We start from the raw sequence: 12,324 nt of genomic DNA on the forward strand, positions 1-12,324 counted from the left end.
GATATGGACCGCGTTGCAGCGGACCATATGGGAATGCTCTCGACGGTGATCAACGCCATTGCGCTGCAGGACGCGATTGAGAAGCAGGGAATAGCGACTCGAGTGATGTCTGCGATCGCGATGCATGAGGTTGCCGAGCCATACATTCGCCGCCGCGCCATCCGTCACCTGGAGAAGGGACGTGTCGTGATCTTTGGCGCCGGCACCGGCAATCCGTACTTCTCTACGGATACGGCAGCGGCGTTGCGCGCCATGGAGATCAAGGCAGATGTCCTGCTGAAGGCGACCTCCGTGGACGGCATCTATACGGCCGACCCCAAGAAGGTTCCCGATGCGGTGAAGTTCCAGACCATTACCTACATGGAGATCCTGAAGCTGGGTTTGAAGGTGATGGATGCGACCGCCGTATCATTGTGCAAAGACAACAGTATGCCGATGATCATCTTTTCCATGCGTGAGGAAGGCAACATCATGCGCGTGGTAAAGGGTGAGACCCTCGGATCGATGGTGACAGCTTAGAGTTATGCCCCCAGCGCTACGCAGCGTGATGAGCGTGATGGTGGGCTTTCTGGCGCTCAATATCGTACTGTCCCTGGAAGGCAGCCTGGTGCGGCTCGTCTTCGCCGGAAAGGCGGAGACCTCCGGCTACCTGGTCGCCAATATTGCCGTCCGGCTGATTGCGGCGATGGTCGGCGGATTTGTCGCCGGGATCATCGCGCCATATAAACCGATCCTGCACGCGGGTGTGATTGCCGCAATTCTATTTGGATTCAGCGTCAATGCCTTCTTCAAGCTGCAGGGGGGGCCACAGCCGGTCTGGTATCTGCTGACGCTTACCCTCGCCACGCCGGCGGCCGTAATAGTCGGCGCTGCGCTGGATTTCCCGGAACTCCAGCGGCAGAAATGACGTCTTAACCAACATTGGCTGTGACTGAAACCATCTCTACCCCCGCCGCCGCGGCAACCCCGGCTGCTCCGCGTACCACCCGCAAACCTGCGCTTCCTGCGTTGACGGGAGTACGTACGTTTCTGGCGGCGAACATCATGCTCTTCCACTTCACGCCGCCGCACATTGAGTGGATCACCCCGATCGTGGGGCATGGCTTTGTCTTCGTCGGGTTCTTCCTGCTGATCTCCGGTTTCATCCTGAGCTACAACTACGGCGACCGCATCGGCACCCTCAAGGTGAAGGATTTCTATCTTGCCCGCGTCGCGCGGCTGTATCCCGTCTACCTGATCTCGCTGGTGATTTCGATCCCGGTACTGATGGAAGAGTTCCATGTTCGCACCCGGGGAGAGTTCTTCCGGGGCGCCATTATGACGCCGCTCCTGCTGCAGGGATGGAGTCCATGGCTTGCCACGTTCTGGAATACCGTGGCCTGGACGCTTTCGACCGAGGCATTTCTCTACGTCATCTTCCCGTTTGTCATGCGGTGGCGCTGGCCGGAGAGGGCAAGGAACCTGGTCACTCTCGGTTTTGGCATCTGGATCCTCGGTCTTATTCCGCACGGTATTTACATGCTGGCGAATCCGGATGGTCTGCCTCATCTTGACCGTTACTCGTACGGCTACTACCTGCGCGGACTGAAGTTCACGCCGCTACCGTATGTCTGCACGTTTCTTGTCGGTATTGTCCTGGGCCGCCTGCACGGAGTGCGCGAGATGACCGAGAAGGTTCGTGCTGTTCTGGCATTTGCCGCGGTAGCCGGCATCCTGGGCTTTCTATATCTCGCCGCCGATCACACGCCTTACATCCTGATGCATGGTGGGCTGCTGACGCCTCTGTTCGCGATGCTGATCCTGGGCGTGAGCGGAAGGAATCCCGTTGCTTCGTTCTTCGGCTGGAAGCCGTTTGTGATGATCGGTGAAGCGACGCTCTGCATCTACCTGCTGCACTTCAACGGCCTGCAGATGATGCGCGATTACCACCTCGCGGAGAAGCTGCACTACACAGCTATCGACCCGTGGGCATCGTATGTACTGCTGTGGGCGTTCTCCTATCTGCTGTATGTCTTTTATGAGAATCCGGCACGTAAGTGGGTGCTGGCGACGTTCGGGGCGAAGAAGACGGCGGCTGCGTAGGGTGTTGGGTTTGGGCGACGGGAGCCGCACGTCAAAGTCCGCGACGGATTGACCATCGATCAAAGCGCTGAAGGCGGGGTCCCCAACGAACAAGTTCGTTGGAGTGGAAAGGCGCGTTCTATACCAGCCTGGGGCAACGCCCCAGGAGACGAATAGCGAAGTGGTGTGAGGGCTGAAGGCCCGATCCATAATCCCCAATCGTCGTAATGCTACAAACTCCCGCCTTCCTCACGAGATACGGAATTGCATCCGATGAACGATACGCCTGATTGAAGATCCTTATATAGAGCGGGCCTTCAGCCCTTTAACCACTTGTGGGTGCCTAAACCTGGGGCGTTGCCCCAGGCTGATATAGAGCGCGCCTTCAGCGCTTCTTACCTATCGGGGATAGCTGCGATTCCCCAAGCTCTTATCCCAATGCAAAAGCAAAGGCCCCGCACTTGGCGGGGCCTTTGTGTATGACTTATTTCGTTCTTACGGGTTCACTGTCTGTGTGGCATGCGCGCCGTTGGCGACAGCGACCGCTGCGCTCGGGCGGCTGGAGGTTGCGAACGGAGTGTTCTGAATGCTCTTCAGGCTGCCGTTATGCGAGTCCAGTTGCAGGCCGCTGGTGGTGTTGTCGAGGAAGTTCGCCGTGAACATGTACTTGCCCAGAGCCGGCTCGACGGTGATGCTCTGGGGGCCGGTGCCAACCGAGGTGGAGCTGGAGGCTGCCGATCCGGTCAGAGCGCCGGTCGCCTGGTCGATGACGAAGGCCGAGACGTTATTGGCGCTGTAGTTGGCGACGTACAGATAGAAACCGCGAGGATCGACCGTGGCCGCCAGAGGACGCAGGCCCGTGGACCAGGGGCTGGAGGAGATCAGGGCCGGTATGCCGGTGGAACCCAGCGTATAGCCGATCACCTGGCTGGAGTCACGATCCGTCACGTACAGGAAGCGGGAGCGCGGATCTTCCACCACGGCGCTTGCCGTCACACCGGAGTAGTAGCCGGAGGTGAAGGAGGTAGCGGTGCCGGCGCCCAGTGTCGTGCCGGCGAGTGTCGTAAGTGCTCCGTTTGCGTCGTGCGAGAAGCCGAGCAGATTCTTGCTGCCCGCATTGGAGTCCTGCTCTACGACGTAGACGAAGTTGTTATACGTGCTGCTCACAACACCGACCGGGTTGAAACCGATCTTGACGGTCAGCGAGGGCTGCGCCGTGAGCGAACCATCCGTATCCGAAGCGATCTTGAAGACCGAGATGCTGCCCGGGCCAACGCTGGCCGGCGAGAAGCCGCTCTGGTAGGTGTTCAGGACATAGACGAACTTGTTGTCGGGCGTAACGCTCAACGCCACCGGATAGGTTCCGCCGACAGCGTCATAGGAGTTCTGTCCGTAGAGCTTACCGTCTGTACCAACCGCGTACTCCACGATCTTGGAGTCGTCACGGTGTACGACATAGACGAACTTACCGTTCGACGTAGCGCTGATGGCGACCGGGTTGCGGAAGCCGGTGTCGACCGGCGAGGTCGCCATCTGCACCAGAGCGCCGACCTGATAGTCGACCTCGTAGGCATTGATGAGGCCCGTGCTTGATCCGGAAGAGGCAACGTAAAGGAACGCGACGACGTAGTCGCGGCTGCAGGCGGTGATGCCCAGGCCCATGCCTAGAGATACGACAGTGGCCAGCGCGTTGCGGCCGAACTTACTCCACTTCATGCGTTTTCCCATCTTCCGGGAGCCGTTGGAGCTCCCGTCCTGCCCTTCCTGAAATTGCGTGCTGTAAGAAGAAATATTCTGCATGGCCAGATCGATTACCTCACGTTGCCGCTAGCGACGAGGCAGGTCGGATTACCAACGGTCGGGAACGTCGAACCGCGGGTAAGACCTGACAACTGGCCTGTGTTCTGGTTGATGATAAAGCCCGAAACCGTGGAGTCGTTACGGTTCGACGTGTACACATACTGGTTCGACGGATCCTGCAGCATGCAGACCGGACCAGAGCCTACCGGATACGGGTTGCTGGTATCGGCCAGGCGGGCCAGACGGCCCTGCGTGTCGATGGTGAAGGCCGAGATGGTGCTGGAGACGTTCTGCACGTTCGAGGTGCCCTGGTTCAGGACGTAGAGGAACTTGCCCTTGTTATCGACCAGCGTCCAGACCGGCGTGGTTGCCGGCGACAGGTTGGCGAAGGGGCTGCCGGTGACCGGCTGCAAGGCTCCGCTGCTGACCGTGTAGGCATAGATCTGGTTATTGGTGACGTCGGTCAGGTAGACGTAGGTGCCGTTGCTGGTAATGGAGGAGATGTTCGTACCGGCGGCGGCGAGCTGCGTCGTGCTGTTGGCAACCAGGGTGAGCTGACCGTTCGTGCTGTTCTGCTGGTAGGTGGTGATGCTGGGACCAATTGACGTCGAGTCGCCGGCGTTCAGCGTGAAGAGGTAACCCGAGGAGAAGAACTTCATCATCGTCGGATTCTTGCCGACCGGGAAGTAGGTAAGCTGCTGGCCATTGCAGGCGCTTGTCGTGCACTTCGTCTGCTGGTTCTGTATCAGGGTAAGACGGCCCGTGTCGGCGGCAATGCTGAATACCGTGATAGCGCCTACCGGATTCGCATTCGTCGAGCTGACCACATACTGGCTGCTGTCGTTCTGGTTGGAGAGAGCATCGAGGACGTAGAGGTAGTTTCCAGACGAATCCATCTGCGCCCAGATGGGGTTCGTTCCCTGGCTCGACTGGCTGAGCTGATAGCTCAGTACGCCGTCTCCTCCAACGGAATAGATCGAGATGGTACCGGCTGTACCCGAGTTGGGCACCGGCGCGCCATACTTGTCGTAGGTCGGGGCAACGCCCTTATTCACGACGTAGACCCAACGTCCACCGGGGCGAACCACGATGGAGACCGGATTGGTACCACCGGAGCTAAACGGGGCGTGCACGACCTTCGTCAGGTTTCCGGTGAAGTTATCGATCTTGAAACCGTCAACCTGGTTATACTGCGTGCCCAGAACCCACATAAAACCTACGGTGCCACCGCCGCAGGCGGTCATACCGCTGATCAGTGCCAGTGACACTACACAAGCCAGCGTTAGCCGGCCAGACAGACTCAACTTCATGCGCTTCCTTTTACCTCAAGAGCCTACCGGCGGAGTGTGCTGCCGTTCAGGCCGTCCAATCTGTGGGTTCTTTTCCTCGCTCCATTGTAAAAGGGTGAGGAGACTTTGTGCCACCGGGAGTGGCTCGTTTGACGGAAAGAAAAAGCCCGGCGTTAGCCGGGCTTTTGTTGTTTCAGGCAAGCTACCAGACGCGACAGGCATTGACTGGCACCATGGGCTGACCCTTTCTGCACCCGAATGCCTTTCCGAATTCCTCAARGTTCTGGACGCTGCCGTTGACGCGCCACTGGCCGCTGGAGTGCGGGTCGGTCTTTGCCCGCAGGCGAGCAGTCGCTTCGCGGGTGTTTTCACACCATACCTGGGCAAAACCGATGAAGTAACGCTGCTGGGGCGTGTAGCCGTCGACCTGCTTTGACCCCGCATCGCTGCCCTGCTGCGCCAGAACGCTCATCAGCGCGGCATACGCAATCCGCAGGCCGCCGTTGTCAGCCGTGTTCTCGCCCAGCGTCAGTTTGCCGTTCAGGTTCTGTCCGGAAGCGACCTCGAAGCCGTCATACTCTTTGACCTCGCAGTCGGTGCGGGCCTCGAATTTCTTGCGATCTTCATCGGTCCACCAGGAACGCACATTGCCCTGTGCATCGAACTGGCTGCCTTGGTCGTCGAAGCCGTGCGTCATCTCGTGACCGATCACGACGCCGATTCCGCCGAAGTTCACGGCCGGATCGATCTTCGCGTCGAAGAACGGCGGCTGCAGGATGCCGGCAGGGAAGTTGATGTCGTTCTGCGCCGGGTTGTAGTAGGCGTTGACCGTCGGCGGCGTCATTAGCCATTCACGCTCGTCGACGGGCCAGCTTCTCCATGCTGTCTTTGGAGGAGGGCGGGAAGTACTGCTTCACCCAGTCCTGTCCGACAGCTTCTCCAAGCGCGCGGTCGGTCATCGAGGTGCAGCGCTTCCAGCGCGGTGTCTGTTCCTTCTGACCGGTAAGGGTCGCGCCGAAGAAGTTGAAGTTCTCCGCCGCGATGGACTCGTCAAGATTGGCGGCATAGCGGTGCAGCACATGCCAGCGCATGTAGCTCTTCAGCGCGGCGAGCTTCTCGGCGGAGAGCTGCATGTTCATGGACTTGAAGAAGTCCGGCGTCGCCACATTCAGGCTCGGGAGCACCGACTCCTTCTTGGCGGCCAGGTAGACCTTCCAGTCGAAGCCCGGGGTCAGATCCTGGAGCTGCGCGATGGTCATGATGTGGTAAACGTTGTTCGGATTGCGGCGATCGACGCGTGACATGGAGCCCTGCGCCAACTCCGTCTCTACCGCAAGCACGGCCTTTGCTTCGGTGGCGGCCTGCTCGGGCGTGTCGCCGATGAGCGCGAACATCTTCTTCATGTGCTCCAGGTACTGCTCCCGGATCTTGGTCATGCGCTCATCGTTCTGCAGATAGTAGTCGCGGTCCGGCAGCCCGAGACCGGCCTGGTCAACTTCGCCGATGACCTTTGAGGCGTCTTTCTGGTCCTGATCGGAGCCGAAACCGAAGAAGAAGCCCTGCGCGTACTTGTCCTCCATCATGCCCACGAAAGTGGCGAACTTCTTCGGGTCGTTGAAGGCGGCAATGGCCTTGAACTGGGCGTCGAGAGGGGTATAGCCGAGCTTATCGGCCAGCGGCTTGTCCATGCAGGCCGCGAAGAAATCGCCATACTTCTTTGCGAGCGGCGTCTTCGGAGAGTCGGCTGCAGCTTTCAACTGCTGATAGAGCAAATAATTGTTGCGCTCTGCTAGCTCGTTGAAGCGGCCCCAGCGAGTCTGGTCGGCCGGAATGGGATTGTTCTTCTTCCAGTTACCGCAGGCGTACTGATAGAAGTCCGTGCATGGATCGGCCGTCTTGTCGATTCCGGAAAGATCGAAGCTGACAGGTTGTTTAGGCTCAGCGGTGGGGGCAGAAACCTGCGCGATAGCCGGCAGGCTGCCAAGCAGCAGCGCCGGCGCCAGAAGGGAAAGACGCATGGGGACTCCTCTAGAAAAACTGGTTCCTAGAGAATACGCCTGAGTGGTGGCGCGGGTTCCGGGGAAAAGCGAAGGAAGACAGCTACGCGAATGCAGTGGACCGACGTTCCGATGTGGGAGATGGGTGGGAGCCGAAGGCGTCAACCATTGGTTTACAAACGTCCTAAGAAAATGGGCTTTGAGCCTGCTGATAAAGCGCTGAAGGCGCGTTCTATACCAGCCTGGGGCAACGCCCCAGGTCTGTTGACCATTGAACGACAAAGGGCTGAAGGCCCGCTCTATAACTCTGCAGTAAAGGCAGATTCGCGCGAGAGCATTTCTCCTGTAGGTGTAGTGCAGGGTCTCTGCATTTATGGGCGTTTTCCTCACTGAAAACGCCGCTGCACGCTCCTCCCAGGCTACCCATCAACAGGGAAAATGCCCTAATGCGCGACGGGTGGGAGCCGTGAACTTTAGTCCACGGTTACGGTCCAAAGAAGTGGGGCTTTCCTTTTCAGATGGGCTTCTTCAGCCATTTGGCATGAGGATTATAGATCGGGCCTTCAGCCCTCAGACCTCTTAACTATTCGAAACCTGGGGCGTTGCCCCAGGCTGGTATAGAACGCGCCTTCAGCGCTTATAAAGCCTGCCCGAATGCCCGCTGAACACCCCCCAGCCAGCAAAGGTGGCCAGGAACCCCGCTGCTCCCACGGATTCGAGCGAGGCCCGAATATTCCACGCATTCAGAATGTCCGCAAGCAGATGCCTTTTAGAACACCCGCAAGTGGATGGTCAGGTACTTCTTCGGGTCGCTGCGGATGGTATTGACCAGGCTGTTGGAGCTGGTCAGCAGGGTGTTCAGGTTGTTATACATCGCGTCATCCTTCACGAACTTGCCTGCCGTTCCCTTGCCTTCATCGATGCCGGTGATCAGGTCATCCAGTCGGGTTACGGTGTTATTCAGCTTGGTCGCAAAGGCGGGGTCTTTCAGCAGGAGTCCCAGACCGCCCTTACCCGCGTCCGCTTCAGCGAGGATGGAGTTCGCGTGCGCCAGGGTGGAGTTCAGGTTGTTGTACAGAGCATCGTCTTTCAGCAGCTTGCCTGCGCTACCCTTGCCGGCGTCGAGCTCTGAAGCGATGTGGTCGATCTTTGCCGTAGTGGAGTTGAGGCGGTTGTACACCTCGTCATCCTTCAGCAGCTTGCCGATCGAACCCTGTCCGTTGTTCAGGTTCTCCGACAGACGCTGCAGCTCGGCGACGGTCTTGTTCGCCCTGACATAGAGCGAGTCGTCATAGATGAGCTGGCCGATAGCGCCTTTACCGCTGGCGATGGTATCGACGATGCGGTCGAGCTTGGCAAGAATGACGTTCAGGCTCTCGATCGTGCCCTGGCTGGATTTGACGACATCCTGCAGGTTAGGCGTATCGAGGGTCTTCAGGATATCTCCGTCCTGCAACAGCGGTCCGGTTGCAACCTGGCTGTTGAGATCGATGACTGTGTCGCCGAGAACGCCGACGGTGGAGAGCGCGGCAGTGGTGTCCTTGTGCAGCAGGGACTGGTACTTGGCGTCGAGCCTCAGGCTGGCTTCCACAGGCATGAGCTTGCGTGCGAGATCGTCCACGACCCGCACTCCGGTCACATTCCCGATGGTTACGCCCTGCAAGGTTACCGGCGCCCCGACCTTCAGACCGGCGGAGTTATCGAAGTAGACGCGTACCATGAGCTTTTTGGAGAAGAGGCTGGCACCCTGGGAACTGGTGAGCAGGAAGATGAGGACGATCAACAGCGTGAGCGAGATCAAAACAATCACGCCGACTTTTAACTGCGACCAACGCACTTCCTGGGTGCTGGGCATATCTCTCCTTTAATAACGACGCGTCTTTCTAGTGCTTCAGGAAGCATTAGACCATGCGGGGATCAGGGTTCCTTTTATGCGATGCCACTCAGGTGCTAAAGGTTTCAAAATCAGCAACCTGGACCTTCCACGATAACCGTGGCAAGCGCCATCCCGCGGGTGTGCGTCAGTGAAAGATGGGCTGCGGCGATTCCCATAGCGGCAGCGCGCTCGGCGGCCCGGCCTGTGAAATGGATCGTGGGCCGCTCGCCCGGTTGCCGGCGGACCTCGATCTCCTGCCAACTGATGCCGCGGCTGATTCCCGTGCCCAGAGCCTTTGCTGCCGCTTCTTTGGCCGCAAAACGGGCAGCAAAGCTCTCTTCCGAGGCTTTTTTGCGGAGGCAGTAGGCGATTTCGCCTGAAGTGAAGATCCGGTGAAGGAAGCGGTCACCAAATCGGGCGATGCTGTCCCGTATTCGGTCAATCTCTGTCATATCCGTGCCAATTCCCAGAATCACCCTTCCATTGTGACATCGGGTAACCAAGAGTAACTATTTCATCCTCCGGTGGTGTGATGACTTCTCCATGGAGGCCGATGAACCGGCAAGAGGTTAATTGCTTTCCATGCGAGCGATTCATAGCTACACATACGAAGACCAGGGGCGTTTGGTGGTGAACCTGGCGCGCGCAATTCGAAAGAGCGGCGGCCAGCTGTTGCGGGAAGAACCATTGAGCGAACATGCCTTTGGTATGGAGCTGGAACTGCCGTTGAATTGCATCATTGACCTGTACGGCGAACTAGTGCGTTCAGGCTTGGAGTTTTCACGCTCTGGACAGTCAGCGCTCGCCGAACTGTGCACGGTGCAGCGCCATGTCCGTCCCCGGCAGGCTCGTGACCTGGTACACCTCCGTCTCGAGGTAAGCCTGCTGCAAGGCATCAGCCTGGAATCGCTGCTTGCTACCAGCGGTCCTGCTGCCTGACACCACAGGCCGGGGTGTGCCATTCAACTCCCGGCGCTGACGGCAGGAGTTGGATGGCACACCCTGGAGCCTGTACACTGACCGAGGTGCCGCCCATCATTCAAGCGCAGAACCTCGGCAAAACGTACCGCTCTGGCAAACTGGAAGTCCCGGCTCTTCGGAATGTGAACTTCTCAGTAGAGCGGGGTGAGTTCGTTGCCATCGTGGGACCTTCCGGATCCGGAAAAAGCACGTTGTTCTATCTGCTGGGGGGATTGACGCAGGCGACGCATGGCTCCATCAAGATTGATGGAGTCGACTTCGCCCAGCTTTCCGACTCAGAGCGCACCAGGCTTCGGCGGTCACATATCGGGTTTATCTTTCAGCGGTTCAACCTGCTGCCGACACTCTCCGCGCTCGGCAACATCGAACTGGCCTACGAGATCTCGGGAGTGAAAGCCCCGATGGATCGTCATCTGCTCGATCATCTCTCGGAGATGCTGAATATCAAGGGGCGCCTTGAGCATCGTCCGAATGAACTCTCGGGCGGCGAACAACAGCGTGTTGCCATTGCTCGTGCTCTGATCACGCGGCCCTCCATCGTGCTGGCCGATGAGCCGACCGGCAATCTGGACACGAAGAACTCCGATGCCGTGCTGGCTATGCTGCGCCAGTCGTCGAAGGAGATGAACCAGACCGTGATGATGATTACCCACAATCCTGAAGCTGCCCAGATCGCCGACCGGGTGATCACGGTGCGCGATGGTGAAGTGGTGGCAATCGATCTTGGCCACAGCTCAATGGATATTGTGCATAACGCCTATTAGTTGAATTGTTGAATAGTTGAATGGTGTTTAGGACTATTCAACAATTCAACCATTCAACCATTCAACTATTCAACCAATGAACTGCTTCTGCTTTACCAAAGCACCCCGTCGATCGGCCGTTCCAGGGCTGGGATCTCTTTTTCGGCCAGCATCTGACGGAGGTTCACCTCGATGGTGCGGCAGATGGCTGTGAGCGGGATGTCGAAGATGCTGTTGTTGAAGGGGTCTTCGAGATCGGTTCCGATCTGGTTCAGCGCCAGGAAAATGAGGCCCACACCGGTGGAGCCGAGGGGTGTCCACCAACCCAGGTTCCCCACCATGGCGAGGGGCAGCAACAAACAATAGAGATGCACGAAGATCCGCGGGAAGTAGTCGTACTGGCGCGGCATGGGCGTGTTCTTGATGCGCTCTGATCCGCCCTGGGCATCGCACAGGCGGCTGAGCGTGTCGTCCATGTTGGCCCACTGGCGCTCGTTGATCCAGCCATTTTCATAGGCCTCGGTGACCAGCAGGCCGATGCGCTTCTGAATCTCGAGCGCGACATTCTTCTCGTTCTTCAGCAGCATGATCTCTTCCTGGGGAAGAATGTCCTTCAACTCCCACCACGGTTCCAGACCACGCAGTTGCTGACGCAGACAGTTGACCCATGCGATCTGCAGCAGCACAATGCGCTGCTGCAGATACTGCACGTTCTGTACATCCTCTTCAGTCGTGGGGCGCATGGCGGTAACAGCCTGCCGTGCGAGCGTGCGGGAGTTGTTCACAATCGCGCCCCAGAGCGTCCGCGCCTCCCACCATCGTCCATAGGAGGAGTTGTTGCGGAAGCCGACGATCACGCCGATGGCTGAGCCGAGCAGGCTAAGGGGGATCGCCGGTTGCGCGATCCAACGCAGATGCAGGACCTTGAAGGCCACCACCACAATGACATCGAAGCCGAAGAGCAGCGCCAGAGGCAGGCCGACGTACTTCGCCATCTGGCGCAGCGGTGGATGATTGATCGTGATCAAGCGCCGGCTCCCACCGTCGATTCAAACTTGTTCTTCTGGTCGTTGTAGATACGGACGTCGCCTTTGGCAATGTCATAGACCCAGCCGCCGACCGTCAGTTCGCCGCGCGCCATGGCGCCGGCTACCGAGGGATGGGTCTTTGCGTGGGTCATCTGCATCAGTACGTTCTGTTCCGTGAGGTTGAAGAGCATGTCGGGTCCCGCAGCAATCTCGCGGGTTACGCTCAGCGCCGCTTCGGCATTGCGCAGCCAACGGCGAACGGTCGGCATCTTTTCGGTCGAATCCGGTTTGAGCAGGGCCTTCATGGCGCCGCAATCGGAGTGGCCGCAGATAACCAGGTGCTTCACCTTCAGCGCCGAAACCGCATACTCAATCACAGAGGAGACGCCGCCAATCATCTCGCCATAAGGAGGCACAAGATTGCCGATATTGCGTGTGACAAAGATCTCGCCCGGTCCTGACTGCGTGATCAGCTCCGGATCGATACGCGAGTCCGCGCAGGTAATGATGAGCGTATGCGGCTCCTGCGGCTTGCTGACGGCTTCCAGA

At 58.6% G+C, this 12,324-nt stretch carries 13 protein-coding genes; 5 read left to right on the plus strand and 8 right to left on the minus strand.

The window, feature by feature from the left end:
- The 3 genes from AB4043_RS10170 to AB4043_RS10180 form a co-directional block, all read left to right on the plus strand.
- Positions 1–519 (plus strand): uridine monophosphate kinase (locus AB4043_RS10170; protein ID WP_442306988.1); only part of this gene is annotated, 519 nt, incomplete at its 5' end.
- 4 nt (positions 520–523) lie between these two features.
- The gene (locus AB4043_RS10175) at positions 524–907 is read left to right on the plus strand and encodes a hypothetical protein (RefSeq protein WP_442303055.1); all 384 of its coding nucleotides are present in this window, start codon (positions 524–526) and stop codon (positions 905–907) included.
- Between the two features lie 20 nt (positions 908–927).
- A complete protein-coding gene (locus AB4043_RS10180; protein ID WP_442303069.1) occupies positions 928–2,082 on the plus strand; it encodes an acyltransferase family protein in 1,155 nt (384 codons plus the stop codon).
- 474 nt (positions 2,083–2,556) lie between these two features.
- Here AB4043_RS10180 and AB4043_RS10185 read toward each other — a convergent pair whose 3' ends face one another.
- The 6 genes from AB4043_RS10185 to acpS all read right to left on the minus strand — a co-directional run bounded on the left by AB4043_RS10185 (position 2,557) and on the right by acpS (position 9,499).
- Positions 2,557–3,777 carry a lactonase family protein gene (locus AB4043_RS10185; RefSeq protein ID WP_442303054.1) on the minus strand — a complete coding sequence of 407 codons (1,221 nt, stop codon included), beginning with the start codon at positions 3,775–3,777 and terminating at the stop codon, positions 2,557–2,559.
- Positions 3,778–3,872: 95 nt separating this feature from the next.
- Positions 3,873–5,171, minus strand: coding sequence for a lactonase family protein (locus AB4043_RS10190; RefSeq protein ID WP_442303053.1), 1,299 nt, complete (start codon positions 5,169–5,171; stop codon positions 3,873–3,875).
- Positions 5,172–5,352: 181 nt separating this feature from the next.
- Positions 5,353–5,994, minus strand: coding sequence for a M13-type metalloendopeptidase (locus AB4043_RS10195; protein ID WP_442306989.1), 642 nt, complete (start codon positions 5,992–5,994; stop codon positions 5,353–5,355).
- 7 nt (positions 5,995–6,001) lie between these two features.
- Complete coding sequence (locus tag AB4043_RS10200; RefSeq protein ID WP_442306990.1) at positions 6,002–7,168, minus strand: hypothetical protein; 1,167 nt, start codon at positions 7,166–7,168, stop codon at positions 6,002–6,004.
- A 748-nt stretch (positions 7,169–7,916) separates the two neighbouring features.
- Positions 7,917–9,002 (minus strand): MlaD family protein, encoded by a 1,086-nt coding sequence (locus AB4043_RS10205; RefSeq protein WP_442303051.1) that lies wholly within the window; start codon positions 9,000–9,002, stop codon positions 7,917–7,919.
- 110 nt (positions 9,003–9,112) lie between these two features.
- Positions 9,113–9,499, minus strand: coding sequence for a holo-ACP synthase (gene acpS, locus AB4043_RS10210; RefSeq protein WP_442303050.1), 387 nt, complete (start codon positions 9,497–9,499; stop codon positions 9,113–9,115).
- Between the two features lie 106 nt (positions 9,500–9,605).
- Here acpS and AB4043_RS10215 point away from each other — a divergent pair, with 106 nt between their 5' ends.
- Both AB4043_RS10215 and AB4043_RS10220 read left to right on the plus strand, forming a co-directional pair.
- Entirely contained in the window at positions 9,606–9,962 is a 357-nt protein-coding gene (locus tag AB4043_RS10215; protein ID WP_263415337.1) for a hypothetical protein, read from the plus strand.
- Between the two features lie 53 nt (positions 9,963–10,015).
- Entirely contained in the window at positions 10,016–10,768 is a 753-nt protein-coding gene (locus AB4043_RS10220) for an ABC transporter ATP-binding protein (RefSeq protein WP_442303049.1), read from the plus strand.
- 92 nt (positions 10,769–10,860) lie between these two features.
- Here AB4043_RS10220 and AB4043_RS10225 read toward each other — a convergent pair whose 3' ends face one another.
- Together AB4043_RS10225 and AB4043_RS10230 are read right to left on the minus strand one after the other, a co-directional pair.
- Positions 10,861–11,775: a bestrophin family protein gene (locus AB4043_RS10225; protein WP_442303048.1), complete on the minus strand. Its 915-nt coding sequence runs from the start codon at positions 11,773–11,775 to the stop codon at positions 10,861–10,863.
- Positions 11,772–12,324, minus strand: a 553-nt coding sequence (locus AB4043_RS10230) for a carbonic anhydrase (RefSeq protein ID WP_442306991.1), incomplete at its 5' end; no start/stop codon positions are given. The genes AB4043_RS10225 and AB4043_RS10230, both read right to left, overlap by 4 nt.

The organism is Terriglobus sp. YAF25 (assembly GCF_052113305.1).
Classification (GTDB): domain Bacteria; phylum Acidobacteriota; class Terriglobia; order Terriglobales; family Acidobacteriaceae; genus Terriglobus.

Coding starts and splice junctions, on each gene's coding strand:
- AB4043_RS10175 (WP_442303055.1), top strand. CDS start 524: ATGCCCCCAGCGCTACGCAGCGTGATGAGCGTGATGGTGGGCTTTCTG.
- AB4043_RS10185 (WP_442303054.1), bottom strand. CDS start 3,777: ATGAAGTGGAGTAAGTTCGGCCGCAACGCGCTGGCCACTGTCGTATCT.
- AB4043_RS10200 (WP_442306990.1), bottom strand. CDS start 7,168: ATGCGTCTTTCCCTTCTGGCGCCGGCGCTGCTGCTTGGCAGCCTGCCG.
- AB4043_RS10220 (WP_442303049.1), top strand. CDS start 10,016: ATGGCACACCCTGGAGCCTGTACACTGACCGAGGTGCCGCCCATCATT.
- AB4043_RS10215 (WP_263415337.1), top strand. CDS start 9,606: ATGCGAGCGATTCATAGCTACACATACGAAGACCAGGGGCGTTTGGTG.
- AB4043_RS10205 (WP_442303051.1), bottom strand. CDS start 9,002: ATGCCCAGCACCCAGGAAGTGCGTTGGTCGCAGTTAAAAGTCGGCGTG.
- AB4043_RS10190 (WP_442303053.1), bottom strand. CDS start 5,171: ATGAAGTTGAGTCTGTCTGGCCGGCTAACGCTGGCTTGTGTAGTGTCA.